Here is a 17,823-nt window from a genome sequence, read left to right on the forward strand (position 1 = left end):
GCTTTTTTAAAACATCAGTTTCGTTTTTACATGACTAGCTTATAATAAAAGGGACATGCTTTTTTAACGAATAATTCTTTTTCAAGAATTTTGAATTTAGTTTACTATCGGAAATTGAAATCGCTGCTCCAAGTGCAGAACCTAAAGACGAATCGGTGGTTCGTAATTTCATATTTCTAAAATTATGAGATAGTAGTTTTATAAATAAATCGTTATCGCTAAAGCCGCCATCCACATATAATCGTTTTATTTCTTCGTTTCCAATAACGTCTTTTATACTTTTAATTTGAAGTTCAACCAATTCCATCATTAGTTGATGAAATGCTTCCTCAAAGGTTTTAAATGGTAATTTTGTTTCCGAAGGCATTTTATTGGACGAAATACTTTCCCATTTAAACATATGTGAAAAATCTCCAGCTATTTCAGAATATATATCGTAATTGAATTTTATATGACGATGAGTATCTTCCGGAACATTATAATGTTTATGAAGTTTACTTACTTGTATTTTATATTCGTTACCTAAAAATAAACGGGTAGCTTTAACAGGTTTTCCATTAATTCGCATGTAATTAATAGAATCCTTGTCGGAAGTATCTTCAATAATCGGATTATTAGCAAACGGATTTAATGAAATACTCCAGGTTCCTGTAGAAACTAATACAAATTTCTTTTTTATGCTTCTTACATAAGGCAATAATGCCGATGAGCTATCGTGAATACCAACCCCTATTTTTATGCGTTTACCATTATAATTCATATTTATACTGGTTTCGGTAGAAACAATAGGAGGTAGAATACGGTTTAATTCTTCTTTATAAACCCATTCATGATAGTCTTTTTTATAATAATCCCAAAGCGCTGTATGGCAGCCAATGCTGGTATATTCACTTAATGGAATACCACTAAATACAAAGCTTAAATACTGTGGTAAATGCAGCGAATATTTTATTTTTTTGAAAATTTCTGGTTTTCTGTATTTCAGCCAATAGAGCTGCAAACCAGAATTAAGCATACTTAAATCGAAGCACCCCGTAGTTTTTAAAAAAGCCTCTTTAGGTCCATATTTTTCCAAAAAGGAATCAATAATATCTTGGTCTAAACCTTTCGTGTAATTATATAGTGGGGTAAGTACCTCTCCATTTTCATCGAGATGCACAAAACTGGCACCATAAGTAGAAAAGTTTATGGCTTTTACGTTAAATTTTTTGGTATTGAGAATGTTTTCAAAAACAGACTTTAGCCAATCGTGAAGCGCCGTTAAGTTTTCGGTTGGGTGGCCATCTTCGTCGTTAATTTCTTCGAAAACCGAATACTCCTTGTAAACTTCCTTGTAATCTTTATCGAATAGGAAAAACTTTTTATTGGTTTTTCCTATATCGAATACAGCCGTTACATCTATCATGTCTTATAGTCCTGTTGCTACCGTGTATTTACCACGTTCCTCAATTAATGTTTCTCTTACGTTCAATCTTCTGTAACTATTTATAGGGCTTAAGGCACCTCCTGATTCTAATCTAGCTTGAGCTAAAAGCGGACGAACATCAGTTCTGTAAGCGTCTTGTAGAATCTCTTGACATTTAACAACATCGTTGTTTAATTGGGCTTCTTTTAATTCTGTTTGATTAACAAGAAGGGCTTTTGCATAAGCTTCCTGAATGGCTTCTAACGATTGTATTAAATCTTCCAAAGGGTCTTTTACGTTATGACTGGCATCTATCATCCAAGCTAAATCAGGATTTTGTGGGTTATTCTGCATTCCGTAAACCAATTCGTTAAAAATTAAGAATAATGCATAAGGCTTAATACTTCCCACGGTTAAATCGTCGTCACCGTATTTACTATCGTTAAAATGGAAGCCTCCTAATTTCCCTTTTAACATTAAAATAGAAACAATTTGTTCAATATTGCTATTAGGTAAATGATGACCTAAATCGACTAAGGAATATGCTTTTTCGCCACAGGCATTTGCTAACATAAATGAGGTGCCCCAATCCTGAATTACAGTACTGTAAAAATTTGGTTCGTAAGGTTTGTATTCAATCAACATGCTCCAATCGCTAGGTAAACCTTTGTAAATTTCCTTTAGGCTGTTTTCGGTATTTTGCAAGGCCGTTTGAAAATTGTTTTGACCTGGAAAACAAGAACCATCGGCTAGCCATACAGTTAGGCTTTTTGAACCAAGTTGGTTACCGATATTAATGACATCTAAATTATGTTGAATGGCTTGCTGTCTTACAGCTTCGTTGGTATTGCTTAAAGAACCATATTTATAAGTTTCTTTGGCATCTTTCTGATCTTGAAATGTATTAGAATTTACAGCATCAAATTTTATATTTAACCCTTCAGCTAATTCTTTCACGGCAGCATAATCTTCTGGAATATCCCATGGGATGTGGAGCGATACGGCGCCTGCAGTTTGCGTTAAAGCGTGTAATATTCCTATATCTTGAATTTTTTGTTCTAAACTTGAAGGTTCGCCGTAATATGAAAAGCGTCCGAAACGCGTTCCACCAGCACCCAATGCCCAACTAGGAATAGCCACCTGAAATGCTTTTAATTTACCTAGAAGATTTGATATGTTTATTCCTTTTTGGGTTAAGTTATTGGCTAGAAAATCATAGTTTTCCTGATGAGATTTTAAATAGGACTTATTTACACCTTCAATATGTTGTTGCTCTATTTTCATGTCTGTATTTTGTTATAGGTGGTTTAAGATACATTAATTTGGGCTTATTATTGAATGAAATAAACACGATTAGTATCTGTTTAAAAAATTTGCTATTTTAAAAAAAACTCCCATAAATAGGTGCCTATGCTATGGAAGTTTTTTTACAAACTAAAACTAATATTAAAATTTTATCTTACAAAAGCATTTGCCATTCCTCCATCAACATTTATAATATTACCTGTTGATTTATCTAAAATAGCGACTAAAGAAAATACGCCATTAGCAATATCTTCTGGGTATATAATTTCGTTTAATAGATTTCTTTTTGCATAGTGTGCCGGTAATTCTTCAACAGTAATTCCATAGGCTTTAGCACGTCCTTCGGCCCAGGCGCCTTCCCAAATTTTACTCCCAACAATAACTCCATCTGGATTAACAACATTTACGCGTATTTTATCTTTTGCTAATTCGGCAGCAAGTAAACGAGACATATGCTGTTGTGCTGCTTTTGCTGTTCCATAGCCTACATTGTTAGGACCTGAAACTAAACCGTTTTTACTGGCGATACTTATAAAGTTTCCTCCTAAGTTTTGTTTACGCATAATTTCAACACCTGCTTTAGCCAACTCAAACTGACCCTTTACTAAAACATCCTGCAGTAAATCCCAGTCCTTTTGGGTTGTATCTTCAATAGGTTTTGAAATGGCTAATCCTGCACTATGTACTATTATGTCGACTCCTCCAAACTCTATACAAGCTTTTTTATAAGCGTTTTGAATAGATTCGTAATTAGTTACATCGCATATCGCATAAGTTGAAACATCACGTTTGTAAGTACCTTGTGCTTCTTTCAGGCTTTCTTCATTAATATCGGTAAGTACAATATTGGCGCCTTCGGCAGCTAATTTATCAGCAATAGCTTTACCGATACCTCCACCAGCTCCGGTAACTAAAGCTACTTTGCGCGATAAGGGTTGTTCTTTTGGCATGCGTTGCAATTTGGCTTCTTCCAATAGCCAATATTCAATATCGAAAGCTTCTTGCCTTGGCAGAGAAGTATAAGCGCTAATAGCTTCGGCTCCTCGCATGACGTTTATGGCATTAATGTAGAATTCGCTGGCTACCCGCGTGGTTTGTTTGTTTTTAGCAAAACTGAACATACCAACACCTGGATAAATTATAATTACCGGATTCGGGTCGCGCATCGCAGGACTGTTATCGCGTTTACAGGTGTTATAATAATCTGCGTATTCTTGTCTATATTTTTCAAATGCGGGTTTTAGTTTTTCTAAAACGCCTTTTGAATCTGATAGGTTTTCGTTTGGATCTAAAGTTAATACTAAGGGTTGTATTTTAGTACGTAAAAAGTGATCCGGACATGAAGTTCCCATTGGAGCTAAACGTTCTAGGTCATTGCTGTTAATGTACTCCATGACTACATCATTGTCTGAAAAATGACCAATCATACGGTTTTCAGAAGAACATAAACCTCTAAGTAAAGGCATTAATTGAGCTGCTTTTTCTTGACGTTCTTCTTGAGGTAAACTTTTAACTTTTTGTCCCCCAAAAACAGTTCCTTTTTCAGCTATTTTTTTATCAATATATTCGGAAGCCATTTCAATAACTTCTAAACTATTTAAATAGCATTCAAGAGAAGTATCTCCCCAAGTGAATAAACCGTGACTACCTAAAACAATTCCTCGAATACCAGGATTTTCTGTTAAACATTTCTCTAATTGAAGACCTAAATCAAAACCAGGACGTTGCCAAGGTACCCACCCCATGGTATCTCCCCAAATTTCTTTTGTTACCTTCTCACTATCTTCAGCGGCAGCAACAGCAATAAGGGCATCAGGATGTAGATGATCAATATGCTTAAATGGTAATAAGCCATGCAATGGTGTGTCTATAGATGGGGCTTTACTATCTAAATCGTAAATGCAATGATTAAATAAGCCAACCATTCGATCTTCATCATCAAGACCTTTGTATACATTTTTTAAATCTCGTAGTCTTTCGGTATACAAACCTGCAATACCAGAACGCGTAAGTGTTCCAATATCTCCTCCAGAACCTTTAACCCACATTACTTCAACTTCTTTATTTGTTAATGGGTCTTTTTCTAAGGTTTTACAGCTGGTATTACCACCACCGTAATTAGTAATTCTAAGGTCTGCACCTAATATATTTGAGCGGTAAAGGAATAGAGCAACCTGATCATCTCCTAAACTATCAGCCTTTTTTTCATCCCACAAGTAACTTACATATTTAAATTTTCTTTCAAGTGTATTCATGATAATTGTTAAAGTATTACAATTCAAAAATATATTATGAACTTAATGTTTCTATCCTGTACTGTGCTGTAACTCGAAAATTAAATTGAGAAATTGACAATAAATCAGGTTTAAATTCGTAAAATCATTATTTTGTCAATATAGAAGATCAAGTAATTTAAAGGATTCTAAGATATTGATATTTAGATGATTGAAATTTGAATAGTATTGTTTTCATTAAAAATAATATGATAAAACAGTATAGCGCAGTACAGTATTAGAAAAGTTTATGTTTAAATTTGTGCATATGGATAAAACTAACCAACAAAATTTAGCTGAAAATGAACCTATTTAATTTAGAAGGTAAAGTAGTGTTAGTTACTGGCGCCGGAGGTGTTTTAGGCGGAAGTATGGCCGAATATTTACTCCTACAAGGCGCTACGGTAATTATTTTACATTACAAACAAAAGACGGTAGAGGAAACGGTAAAACATATGAGAACCATTAGTAATAAAGTTGATGGCTATTTATGTAACGTTGTAGAAGAAGAAAGTTGTAGGGAAGTGGCAGAAGCTGTTGTCGAAAAATATGGAAAAATAGATGTACTTATCAATGCTGCAGGAGGTAATATGCCTGGAGCTACTATTGGACCAGATCAGTCGTTTTTCGATATTAATATGGATGATTTCAAAAAAGTTGTTGATTTAAATTTGTTCGGAAGTATTATTCCGTCTACTATTTTTGGAAAGGAAATGGTAAAGCATAAATCAGGAGTAATAATAAACATTTCTTCAATGGCGGCCGAAAGGGCGATTACCCGGGTGGCGGGATATTCCGCATCCAAAGCAGCAATAGATAATTACACCAAATGGTTAGCGGTAGAGTTAGCTACAAAATATGGTGATGGCTTGCGGGTTAATGCGATTGCTCCAGGATTTTTTATAGGGAATCAGAATCGTGCTTTATTGTTAAATGAAGACGGAAGTTATACCGACAGAGGGAACACCATCATAAAAAATACACCAATGAAGCGCTTTGGAGAAGCTAATGAGTTACATGGTGCGCTTCATTATTTATGTTCTGAAGCCTCAAAGTTTGTCACAGGAATTGTAATACCCGTCGATGGCGGGTTTAGTGCCTTTAGCGGGGTTTAATCTAATTCAAATTAAAAAAATGCAAGAAACATTTAGATGGTTTGGAGTATCAGACTCCGTAACATTGTCTGATATAAAACAAGCAGGAGCAACAGGAGTGGTAACAGCTCTACATCACATTGCAAATGGTGAAGTTTGGGAGATTGATGAAATTCAGAAAGTAAAGAACCTAATTGAAAGTGCAGGTTTGATATGGAGTTTTATAGAAAGTATTCCCATTCACGAAGACATCAAATTACGTAAAGGAAATTATCAGCAGCGAATAGAAAATTACAAGCAAAGTTTACGTAATGTAGCTGCTTGTGGTATTAAAAATGTTTGTTATAATTTTATGCCCGTTTTAGACTGGACTCGAACACAACTTTTCTGGAAACTGGAAGATGGCAGTACGGCGCTACGTTTCGATAAAGTTGAAATGGCGGTTTTTGAAAAATTCATTATGGAACGCCAAGGAGTAGAAGAAGCATACACACCTGAAATTTTAGCCTTAGCAGAAAAGCGTTTTTCAAACATGTCTGCTAAAGAAAAACAAACTCTTGAAGATAATGTTCTAAAAGGTTTACCAGGAACAGTTGACGATTTAACCATTCCGCAGTTTAAGGAAATGATTGCTCAATACGACTATTTAACGCATGCTGATTTAAAAGCGAATTTATCTTTTTTCTTAAATGAAGTCATTCCTGTGTGTGAGGAAAACGGTATTGTCATGGCCATTCATCCCGACGATCCGCCAATGGATATCATGGGGCTGCCACGTATAATAAAGTCTGAAAGTGATTTAGATGATTTGGTGAAATTTATCGATAGTCCATCAAATGGAATAACATTTTGTACAGGTTCGTTAGGAGCAAATCCAGATAACGATTTACCAAGTATGATTAGAAAATTTGCTAATCGCATTCACTTTTTACACCTGAGAAACGTAAGACGTGAAGCCGATGGTAGTTTTTATGAGGACAATCATTTAGATGGTTCTACCGATATGTACGAAGTGGTGAAAGCTGTATTAGAAATAGAAAAACAAAGAAAGATACAATTACCCATGCGCCCTGATCACGGACACCAAATGTTAAGTGATTTAGAGAACAACAAAGCCTATGCAGGCTATACTGCCATAGGGCGTTTACGTGGTTTAGCTGAGTTGCGAGGTTTAGCACTTGGTCTTTCAAGAAGTATATAAATTTAGAAATAAAAAAACATAAAATGAAAGTCGGTTTATTTATACCTTGTTATGTAAATCAACTCTATCCACAAGTGGGAATAGCAACCTTGGAACTTTTGGAAAAATTAGGTGTTGATGTTGAATATCCTTTAGGGCAAACCTGTTGTGGACAACCTCTAGGTAATTCTGGATACGAGGCCGATTCCAAGGGCACTTGTCAGTTATTTGTTGAGAATTTTAAAAAATACGATTATATCGTAGGGCCATCAGGAAGCTGTGTTTATCATGTTAAAAAACATTTTGATATTTTAGAGCAAACCGAGGATGTTAAACGTGTTCGCGAGAATACTTTTGAGTTATGCCAGTTCATATATCAAATTCTTGGTAAAACCAAATTAGGAGCGTCATTCCCGCATAAAGTAGGTATTCATAAAAGTTGTCATGGGCTACGTGGTTTGCGTTTAGGGTCTTGCTCAGAGCGTATGGATCCTCATTTTTCAACAGAAGAAAATTTATTAAAAGAGGTAAAAGGACTTGAATTGAAAACCCTAAATAGAGCTGACGAATGCTGTGGATTTGGTGGAACATTTTCAGTTTTTGAAGAAGCCATTTCAGTAAAAATGGGAAAAGACCGTATTCAGGATCATATTGATAGTGATGTTGAAGTTATTACAGGGGCCGATCATTCGTGCTTAATGCATTTGGAAGGGTTAATAAACCGAAATAAAAAGCCTCTAAAGGTGATGCACATAGCAGAAATTTTAAACAGTAGTATCTAAAAATTATGGCACACGCAGAAGCAGCAACAAAATTTAATAAAAATGAGGCCAAGGTAAATTGGCATGATAAGGCTTTATGGTTTGTAAGGCAAAAGCGCGATCGTCAAGCACATAAAATACAAGGTTGGGAGCACCTTCGCGATTATGCATCAGCTTTAAAGGCCAATGTATTATCTAATTTAGATACCTATTTAATTCAGTTTGAAGAAAACGCTAAAAAGAATGGGATAAATGTACATTGGGCTGCCAATGCCGAAGAACATAATAAAATTGTTCACGGAATTCTTCAAAAGCACAATGCTAAAAAAATAGTAAAAAGTAAATCGATGTTAACCGAAGAATGTCATTTGAATCCATATTTGGAGGCAAATGATATTGAGGTTATTGATACCGATTTAGGGGAGCGTATTGTACAATTGGCTAAAGAATCGCCCAGCCATATTGTTTTACCGGCAATACACAAAACCAAAGAAGAAGTTGATGAATTGTTTCAGGAACATTTAGGTACCCAGCCAAGTGGTGGTAATCCAGAGTATTTGACGCGCGAAGCACGAAAACATTTACGTAATAAATTCTTAAAGGCCGATGCGGCCATTACAGGTGTTAACTTTGCCGTGGCTGATACTGGCGGATTTGTAGTATGTACCAACGAAGGAAATGCCGATATGGGTGCCCATTTGGCAAATGTTCATATTGCCTGTATGGGAATGGAAAAACTAATCCCTCAGGAAAAACATTTAGGCGTGTTTTTACGTTTATTAGCTAGGAGTGCTACCGGACAGCCAATAACAACGTATTCTTCGTATTTCAATAAGCCAGAAGAAGGTAAAGAAATGCATATTGTTATTGTAGACAATGGAAGAACGGAGCAATTAAGCCGTGAAGATTTTAGAAGGTCTTTACACTGTATACGTTGCGGAGCTTGTATGAATACTTGTCCGATTTACAGACGCAGTGGCGGTCACAGTTACGATGCGACAATTCCTGGACCAATTGGGTCTATTTTGTCGCCAGGTAAAGATTTAACCAAACACAGTTCGTTACCATTTGCGTCAACATTATGTGGGTCTTGTAGCGATGTTTGTCCCGTTAAAATAAACATACATGAACAGCTTTATAAATGGCGACAAATTATTGTTAAAGATGTGCCACAACCCTTCGTAAAGAAAACAGTAATGAAAGCAGCTGGTAGTGTTTTAGCTAAACCTAAAACTTACGATTTTGTTGGTAAGACAGCTCGTTTTATGTTGAAAAACACACCGAAATCCATAATAAACTCCAAAGTAAACACTTGGGGGCATGCCAGAGATTTACCAGAAGTAAAAGGAGATAATTTCGAAGAGTGGTACAAAAAAAGACAAAAAAATGAGTAGAGAATCTATATTAAAGGCCGTAAAGGCCAATAAACCCGATGCTTTAGCATTACCCAACATAGATTTAAGTGTTTTCGACGAAGACATCAATCTTGTAGATCGATTTAAAGAAAATATTGAGTTTGTAGGGGGGAGGTTGTTAGAATTAAATGGATTAGATCACCTGGATACAGAAATTAAACGTTTATATCCTGAAGCGCAAAAAATTGTGTCTTGTACTAAACAATCAGGTTTAGGAACAGTTTCGGTTTCAAAGGAAACTGATCCACATACTTTGGAAGACATTGATTTAGCTATTATTAAAGGATCAATTGCGGTAGCAGAAAACGGAGCAGTTTGGGTAAGTGATGAAGATATGTTTGTCCGTGCTTTACCATTTATTACCAATGATTTAATTTTGGTAGTCCCTAAAAATGCTGTTTATTTGCATATGCATGAGGTTTTTGAAGTGATATCTAAACGGGAAAAAACCTTTGGTACCTTTATTTCGGGTCCATCAAAAACTGCTGATATAGAGCAATGTCTAGTAGTTGGTGCCCACGGAGCAATAAGTTTAACGGTAGTTCTGTATTAAGTTAATAACAGTTTTTACTTATATTCTTATATCTATTAATAAACAAGCTTAAACGATTAAGCAATCAAATTAAAAAATAAAACTATTAATTATGTCAGTTAGTTACGAATCGCGATATGCATCAAGCCCACAAGGTGTTAAAGGCTATGATACAACGCAGTTAAGAGACGAATTTTTAATCGAAAATCTATTTGAAGCCGATAAATTAAATTTGGTTTATTCTCACTACGATCGTTTTATTACCGGTGGGGTATTACCTGTATCTAAATCGGTTGCCTTAGAGACTATAGACCCTCTGAAAGCTGAATTCTTTTTACAGCGAAGAGAACTAGGAATCATAAATGTTGGAGGAACTGGTACGGTAACTGTAGATGGTACTGTTTACGAATTGAATCATAAGGAAGCGTTATATGTTGGTCAAGGTAATAAAGACATTGTTTTTGCAAGTGTTTCGAATGATAATCCAGCAATGTTTTATTTAAATTCAACGCCGGCACATAAGGCTTATCCAACTAAAAAGATAGGTACAGATGATGTTGAAGTTATTGAATTAGGATCGCCAGAAACAGCCAACGCACGTACATTAAGAAAATATATAGTGAATAGTGTTGTTGATGTTTGTCAGTTACAAATGGGAATGACCTCAATAAAAGTAGGTAGTAGTTGGAACACGATGCCAGCGCACGTACACGACCGAAGAATGGAAGTGTATTTTTATTTTGAAGTACCAGAAGGACAATCAGTTTGTCACTTTATGGGGCAACCACAAGAAACCAGACACATTTGGATGCAAAATAATCAGGCTGTAATTTCGCCACCATGGTCGATTCATTCTGGTTCAGGAACCAGTAATTACTCTTTTATATGGGGTATGGCTGGTGAGAATTTAGATTATGGAGATATGGATGTAAGTGCTATTCCTGATTTAAGATAATGTGATCTTTTAGAATAAATTAACCCTTTAGATTTTATCTAAAGGGTTTTTTAGTTTCTACAACAAATTAAAAAATTTTCATTTCTATAATTTATGTTAAAATCGGTAAATGTTCAGAATAAAATGAAAATTACCTTATTGACTATAAGTAATATTCTTTAAGTTTGTGTTCGAACACAAAAATATATTTGAGGAACCTAATTAAAAGTTTATAAGTGAAATAGTTATCGTTTAAAAGTATTAATTGAGACTAATTAGACCCCGATAATTACTGAATAATTTCCCTTTAAACCGTATGTAAACTTTAATTTTATGGTCGAATTCAAACAGATTTAATCATTATATGAAAAAAAACTTAACAAACTTATCCATCTTATGCCTGACAAACTTTATGTTTGCTCAGCAATTACCCAACAAACTCAGTCATTACATAGAAAATCCTCAGGTAATTTCTGAAAATAAAGAAGATACCCACACGACATTTTACTCTTTTTCTTCTGAAGGAGAAGCTAAGACAAATAATTGGAAGTCTTCAGAAAATTATATTAGCTTGGATGGTTTATGGAAATTTAAATGGGTTAGAAAGCCTGCTGACAGACCGCAAGATTTTGTGAATCCAAGTACCGATGTTAGTGGATGGGATGATATTAAAGTTCCTGCCAATTGGGAAGTGGAAGGCTATGGTCTGCCAATTTATGTAAATCATCAATATGAATTTGCAGATTATAAAGCACCTGTTTCTAAAGAAATCACTTTCGATGAAAGAATTTATCCTTCAAATCCAGGTCAGGTTCCTTACGATTATAACCCTGTGGGGTCATATAGAAGGACTTTCAATTTAAATGAAGGATGGATAGAAAAGGAAGTTTTTCTTCACATAGGTGCTATGAAATCTGGTGGTTTTGTATGGATTAATGGTAAATATGTTGGGTATTCACAAGGGAGTAAATTGCCAGCAGAATTCAATATTTCAAAATATTTAAAAACAGGAGAGAATACTATTGCCCTTCAAATTTTTAGATGGACCGACGGCTCTTATTTAGAGTGTCAGGATTTCTGGCGAATAAGTGGTATTGAGCGCAGTGTATATGTATATGCACAACCCAAAGCTAGAATAAAAGATCTTGAGGTTATGGCTACTTTAGATGGAGCTTACACCACAGGGAAATTAGATCTTGCCGTAACCATAGCAAATTCAGATGCTAAATCTAAATCAGTTGATGTATCCTATGAGGTTTTTGATAAACAAGGAGCCGTTGTTGCTAATGGAACGAATTCGGCTAAAATTCCTTCTGATGGTGCTTTAAACGTAAATATGAAAACGCAAATTTTTAATGTGTTACCATGGACAAACGAAACGCCAAATCTTTATCAGGTTGTTGTAACAACTAAAGAAAAAGGAAAAACTTTAGAGGTTACCTCTACAAAGGTTGGTTTTAGAACGGTTGAAATTAAAAATGGTCTATTGCGTATAAATGGTCAGGTTATTACTTTAAAAGGAGTAAATTCTCAAGAACATAATCCTGAAACAGGCCATGTAGTTTCTGAGGATCAAATTTTAAAAGATATAAAACTTTGGAAAGAAAACAATATTAACGCTGTTAGGTTAAGTCATTACCCACAGCAGGAAAGGTTTTATGAACTTTGCGATGAGCACGGTATTTATGTTGTTGATGAAACAAATATTGAATCTCATGGGATGTATTACGGTGAATATTCGTTAGCCAGAAAGGCGAATTGGGAAAAGGCACATGTAGATCGTATGATTCGTTTAGTCGAGCGTGATAAAAATCATCCCTCCGTAATTATTTGGTCTATGGGTAACGAGGCAGGTAATGGTATTAACTTTTTTGCAGGGTATAAAGCTATAAAAGAGCATGATAAGCAAAAAAGACCAGTTCAATATGAGCGCGCATATAAACCAGTAGACGGTAACTTGCTTGATATGGATGAGAACACCGATATTATCGTTCCTCAGTACCCGTCACCAAAAGGTTTTGAAAATATTGGGCGAGTAAAGACTGATCGTCCTTTCATTCCTTCAGAGTATGCACATGCTATGGGGAACAGCACTGGAAATTTTCAGGATTATTGGGATGTAATTGAGCAATATGAAAATCTGCAAGGAGGATTTATCTGGGATTGGGTCGATCAATCTATTTGGAAAACAAACGAAAAAGGTGAAACTTTTTACGCTTATGGCGGCGATTATGGTGAAGGGATGCCAAGCGATAATACCTTCTTAAATAATGGAATTGTTTTTCCGGATCGAACACCACATCCAGGATTGTTTGAGGTTAAAAAAGCGCATGAATTTATAAATTTCAAATTCAAAGGAATTAATAATGATAAACAAGCCAGAGTTTTAGTTGAAAACCTTTATGATTTTACTAATCTCGATAAATTTGAAATAAAAGCCTATTTGAAAGCCGATGGTAATCTGTTAGAAAAAATGGATGCCGGCAGTATTTCTGTAGAACCGCATACAGGTAAATTAGTACGTATTCCTTTAGGAAATACTAATTTTAAAGCCAATACCGAATACTATTTATTGGTAGAAGCAAGACTTAAAGAGGATTGGGGATTATTAAAAGCTGGATATGTGGTAGCTCATGAGCAAATACTTTTAAGTAGTAAGATGAATTGGAAAGATGAAACTATTTCTGGTGAATCTAAGATGAAAGTAAAAGAGGCAAATGATGTTTTAACGCTAACTGGAGATGATTTTAAGATCGTTTTTAACAAACAAAGTGGCCAGATGGTTTCTTACGTTTATGGAAACGAGGAGCTTATTAATGAGGCAAATGGACCAAAACCTAATTTCTGGAGAGCTCCAACCGATAATGATTTTGGAAATAAAATGCATATCAAAAATATAGGTTGGAAAGAAGCTTCTTTAAATTATACGGTAAAATCATTTACTGCATCAAAAAACGATACGAATACAACGGTAACAATTACCTATAATTTGCCAGGTGCCGATACCACTTTTAGTTCGGTATATGACGTGTTCTCTAATGGAACGGTAAAGGTAAATAACACCTTAAATAAAACATCTTATGAAGCCGATATACCAAGAATTGGTATGCGCATGCAATTGCCTAAAGCTTATAGCAACATGACATATTATGGTCGTGGTCCATGGGAAAATTATCGCGACAGAAAAGCATCTACTTTCGTTGATGTTTACGAATCGCCTGTTTCAGACCAATATGTGCCATATATCCGTCCGCAAGAGAATGGTTATAAAACCGACGTTAAATGGGCCGCCTTTGCTAACAATAAGAATAGCGGTGTTCTTGTAGTATCTTCTTTAGGAAACAAGAACGATTTAGGACTTAGCGCTCTTCACATGTTGAACGAAGATTTCGATGCAACTGAAGGCTTATCTTATGCCACAGATGATAAAGTGGAAAAACATTCGACGCAAGATGCTAACTATAGCGATGGTATGCCAGAAGTGAATGTAAGTAAGCATACGATTGATATTGCAGAGCGTGATTTAGTGCAGTTAAACATAGACATGGAGCAACGCGGTTTAGGAGGAGATAATAGTTGGGGAGCAAAACCACAAAAAGAATATATGTCTTTTGGAGACCAAACCTATAATTATAGTTTTTATTTAATTCCATTCAAAAACGGGAATAAGGAAAAGTATACAGAATTATTTAAATCGGTTTACACAAATAAATAAATACACAAACAAAGCTTCATATACAATAAAAAAATCCGTAGTGTACACTACGGATTTTTTTATTATATTCGTTATCAATACAAACCATCCAAGCTAATACTTCCGCGCTTTACAGCGAATAATAACTTAAGGTTACAAGAAACTAATTTATTTACGAAATCTGTATATGAAATATACACGATGTTATATGCCCTTAATTTATGACTCTTAACCTTGGAAAAATCATTGCCATTTCTAATCAAAAAGGCGGTGTAGGAAAAACTACTAGCGCAATTAATTTATGTGCTTCCTTAGGCGCTTTAAATAAAAGCGTATTATTGATTGACGCCGATCCGCAGGCAAATGCTGCCTTGGGTTTAGGTATCGAATATGTTGAAAATGGTTTGTTTCAATTTTTATCTGGTCGATATCTAGAACGTTGCTTGACCGTTAAACCAGATATGAATTTTGATTTTTTACCATCAAATATAGAGCTCTCTAAAATAGAGATTAATGGTTTTAAATCGTTATCAAAAAGTGTTTTTGCTGATAAAATTTTGCCATTAAGAGCGTATTACGACTACATTATTATTGATTGCCCGCCTTCTATTGGAAATGTATTGGTAGGAGTTTTAGGCATAAGCGACTCAATAATAATACCAGTACAATGCGAGTATTTTGCATTTCAGGGTTTAAGAAAAATTCTAAAAACAATTCAGACCATAGTAAAGGTTAACCCAAAACTCGATATTGAAGGTATTCTTGTTACAATGTTCAATAAATCATTTAATGAGCATAATATCATTTTAGAGTCTATATTAGAATATTTCGAAGTCATAACTTTCGATACTGTAATTCCTCAAAATATTACTTTATCGGAAGCTATTAGTTTTGGTAAGCCAGCTTTAATGTATAATCCGAATAGTTCAGGTGCTTTAAGTTATTTACAATTGGCGAATGAAATTATTTCTAAAAACCGCGATAACAATCAAAAATATGAGTTGAATATTGATTTTAAAAAATTCAATTTATCTGAGGCCGATGTGATTGAGAATATTGATTTTATTTTACAGACTATGGAGGATAATAATCAAAATACTAATAGTTTTAGTAAAAGTTATGATGTATTAATTGGTCTATCTAAATATCAAATTAAGGAGCGATTGGGACAAGTATTTAACGATATGAATAGTAATGTGTGGATGTTTCGAATTAACGAATCATTTAACTTTTTTAAGAAGAATTATCTTTATGTAATATTTAAAAATGGTAAGGTAGAAACATATACTTTGAAAAGATTTAAATCTAACCCAAATGACATTATGGAACAATGTCAAAACTTTTAGTTTTTATTAAAATTCAAAGGCATTAGTGTATTCACATAAACAGTAATTTAATTTATTTGATGTACTATAATCCTTCTGCATTTGTATTAGTATAATTAGTTATTTCTAATTTTTTCAGATTCTATAAAGAATACGAATTGAAAAGCATAGCGGCACATGGGATTTTATTATTTTTATTGTAACAAATTTACTTTTTTTTAGTCTTACAGGTATCAATCAAAATACAATGATACGAGAAGACAATCAATTAATCGTTTTAACACATTTAAGTCAGTTAGTTACCTTAGTTTTAGGTTTTGGAAGTTTGTTATTACCTTTAATAATATGGCTAACCCAAAAGGATAAGGTTTATCAAATGGATGAACACGGAAAGAATATTGTAAACTTTCAATTAAGTTTAATTGTTTACTGTTTAATTTGTATTCCTTTAATGCTTCTTTGTGGTATAGGATTCGTAGGGTTTATTATTCTGGGTGTAATTTCTTTAATCTTTCCTGTAATAAACGCTATTCGGGCAAGTCGTGGTGAAATTGCTAGGTATCCTTTTTCTCTTAATTTTATTAGTTAGTTAAAAATGTTGAGAAAACAAAAACGCTCGGATTTACCGAGCGTTTTTCTATATTTTAAAAAAATGTGTGTTAGCTATTTAGCATAACAGGCATAACAAGCATTGTTATTTGTTCACCTTCATCTAGACCATCTATTGGTGTTAAAATTCCTGCACGGTTTGGCATACTCATTTCTAATTGTACATCATCAGCGCTTAAATTATTTAGCATTTCCATTAAAAAACGAGAGTTGAAACCTATTTGCATATCATCACCTTGATAGTCACAAGTTAATCGTTCTTCAGCTTTGTTGCTATAATCTATGTCTTCTGCAGAAATATTTAATTCTGCACCAGCAATTTTTAATCGAATTTGATGTGTTGTTTTATTTGAGAATATACTAACACGACGTACAGAATTTGAAAACTGCGTTCTGTCTATAACTAATTTATTAGGATTTTCTTTAGGAATTACAGCTTCGTAATTTGGGTATTTTCCATCAATCAATCGACAGATTAATTCTGAATTTTCAAAAATAAATTTAGCATTAGAGTCATTGTATTCTATAGTAACGTCTTCTTCACTTCCAGCCAAAATACCTTTTAAAAGATTTAACGGTTTTTTAGGCATGATGAATTCTGCAACCTGACTTGCTTTAATGTCTTCACGAGTGTATTTTACTAATTTATGGGCATCGGTAGCAACAAAGGTTAAACCTTCAGTTGAAAATTGAAAAAACACACCACTCATTACCGGTCGTAAATCGTCATTTCCAGCAGCAAAAATAGTTTTACTGATTGCAGTTGCTAAAACATCACCTAGTACTACTGTTTTGCTCGGGTCTTCTAATACAACTGCTTTAGGAAACTCTTTACCACTCGCGTAAGCTAAAGCATACTTACCATGGTTAGAGCTAATTTCCACTGTGTTGTTATCTTCAATAACAAAAGTTAGAGGTTGTTCAGGAAATGTTTTTAATGTATCCAAAAGTAATCGAGCAGGAATAGCTACGCTACCTTCACTATCACTATCTACTTCGAGTGTAGAAGACATGGTTGTTTCTAAATCGCTAGCAGAGACAGTTAATTTTGATTGGTTTAATTCGAATAAAAAGTTATCTAGAATAGGTAAGGTGTTAGAGCTATTAATAACCCCGCCTAAAACTTGTAATTGTTTTAATAAATAGGTACTCGATACTATAAATTTCATGTTTTAACTTTATGGTTTTGGTTGATTACATGCTGCCATATTAGAACTCAGTCTGCGTTTTATACACAGAAGAAAAATTTGATACTCTACATGTAAAAGAACTTCGTTTAAGTCTAGAATTTTACTA

At 34.3% G+C, this 17,823-nt stretch carries 13 protein-coding genes; 9 read left to right on the forward strand and 4 right to left on the reverse strand.

Translation table 11 applies throughout. The features are described from left to right. Positions 1 to 34: 34 nt before the first annotated feature. From ICJ83_RS06925 to ICJ83_RS06935, 3 genes are all read right to left on the reverse strand, one after another. Positions 35 to 1,405, reverse strand: a complete 1,371-nt coding sequence (locus ICJ83_RS06925) for an FGGY-family carbohydrate kinase (RefSeq protein ID WP_188229647.1) — start codon at positions 1,403 to 1,405, stop codon at positions 35 to 37. Between the two features lie 3 nt (positions 1,406 to 1,408). Continuing rightward, positions 1,409 to 2,689, reverse strand: coding sequence for a sugar isomerase (locus ICJ83_RS06930; protein ID WP_188229648.1), 1,281 nt, complete (start codon positions 2,687 to 2,689; stop codon positions 1,409 to 1,411). A gap of 170 nt (positions 2,690 to 2,859) precedes the next feature. Then, positions 2,860 to 4,965, reverse strand: a complete 2,106-nt coding sequence (locus tag ICJ83_RS06935) for a bifunctional aldolase/short-chain dehydrogenase (RefSeq protein ID WP_188229649.1) — start codon at positions 4,963 to 4,965, stop codon at positions 2,860 to 2,862. Positions 4,966 to 5,285: 320 nt separating this feature from the next. On the opposite strand from ICJ83_RS06935, the gene ICJ83_RS06940 reads away from it, so the two are divergent. The 9 genes from ICJ83_RS06940 (at position 5,286) to ICJ83_RS06980 (ending at position 16,507) form a co-directional block, all read left to right on the forward strand. Beyond that, positions 5,286 to 6,098, forward strand: coding sequence for an SDR family oxidoreductase (locus ICJ83_RS06940; RefSeq protein WP_188229650.1), 813 nt, complete (start codon positions 5,286 to 5,288; stop codon positions 6,096 to 6,098). 19 nt (positions 6,099 to 6,117) lie between these two features. After that, positions 6,118 to 7,278: a mannonate dehydratase gene (gene uxuA / locus ICJ83_RS06945; RefSeq protein ID WP_188229651.1), complete on the forward strand. Its 1,161-nt coding sequence runs from the start codon at positions 6,118 to 6,120 to the stop codon at positions 7,276 to 7,278. A 23-nt stretch (positions 7,279 to 7,301) separates the two neighbouring features. Continuing rightward, positions 7,302 to 8,039: a (Fe-S)-binding protein gene (locus ICJ83_RS06950; protein WP_188229652.1), complete on the forward strand. Its 738-nt coding sequence runs from the start codon at positions 7,302 to 7,304 to the stop codon at positions 8,037 to 8,039. A gap of 5 nt (positions 8,040 to 8,044) precedes the next feature. Continuing rightward, positions 8,045 to 9,412 carry a lactate utilization protein B gene (locus ICJ83_RS06955; protein ID WP_188229653.1) on the forward strand — a complete coding sequence of 456 codons (1,368 nt, stop codon included), beginning with the start codon at positions 8,045 to 8,047 and terminating at the stop codon, positions 9,410 to 9,412. Then, positions 9,405 to 9,986, forward strand: coding sequence for a LutC/YkgG family protein (locus ICJ83_RS06960; protein WP_188229654.1), 582 nt, complete (start codon positions 9,405 to 9,407; stop codon positions 9,984 to 9,986). Before ICJ83_RS06955 ends, ICJ83_RS06960 begins: the two co-directional genes overlap by 8 nt. A 91-nt stretch (positions 9,987 to 10,077) precedes the next feature. Next, positions 10,078 to 10,920 carry a 5-dehydro-4-deoxy-D-glucuronate isomerase gene (gene kduI, locus ICJ83_RS06965; RefSeq protein WP_188229655.1) on the forward strand — a complete coding sequence of 281 codons (843 nt, stop codon included), beginning with the start codon at positions 10,078 to 10,080 and terminating at the stop codon, positions 10,918 to 10,920. Positions 10,921 to 11,263: 343 nt separating this feature from the next. Continuing rightward, positions 11,264 to 14,614, forward strand: a complete 3,351-nt coding sequence (locus tag ICJ83_RS06970) for a glycoside hydrolase family 2 TIM barrel-domain containing protein (RefSeq protein ID WP_188229656.1) — start codon at positions 11,264 to 11,266, stop codon at positions 14,612 to 14,614. A gap of 200 nt (positions 14,615 to 14,814) precedes the next feature. Further along, complete coding sequence (locus ICJ83_RS06975) at positions 14,815 to 15,939, forward strand: ParA family protein (protein ID WP_188229657.1); 1,125 nt, start codon at positions 14,815 to 14,817, stop codon at positions 15,937 to 15,939. A gap of 229 nt (positions 15,940 to 16,168) precedes the next feature. Next, entirely contained in the window at positions 16,169 to 16,507 is a 339-nt protein-coding gene (locus tag ICJ83_RS06980; protein ID WP_188229806.1) for a DUF4870 domain-containing protein, read from the forward strand. Positions 16,508 to 16,577: 70 nt separating this feature from the next. Here ICJ83_RS06980 and dnaN read toward each other — a convergent pair whose 3' ends face one another. Next, entirely contained in the window at positions 16,578 to 17,696 is a 1,119-nt protein-coding gene (gene dnaN, locus ICJ83_RS06985; protein ID WP_188229658.1) for a DNA polymerase III subunit beta, read from the reverse strand. Between the last annotated feature and the right edge of the window lie 127 nt (positions 17,697 to 17,823).

It is taken from the genome of Aestuariibaculum sediminum, from assembly GCF_014596945.1.
Taxonomy (GTDB): domain Bacteria; phylum Bacteroidota; class Bacteroidia; order Flavobacteriales; family Flavobacteriaceae; genus Aestuariibaculum; species Aestuariibaculum sediminum.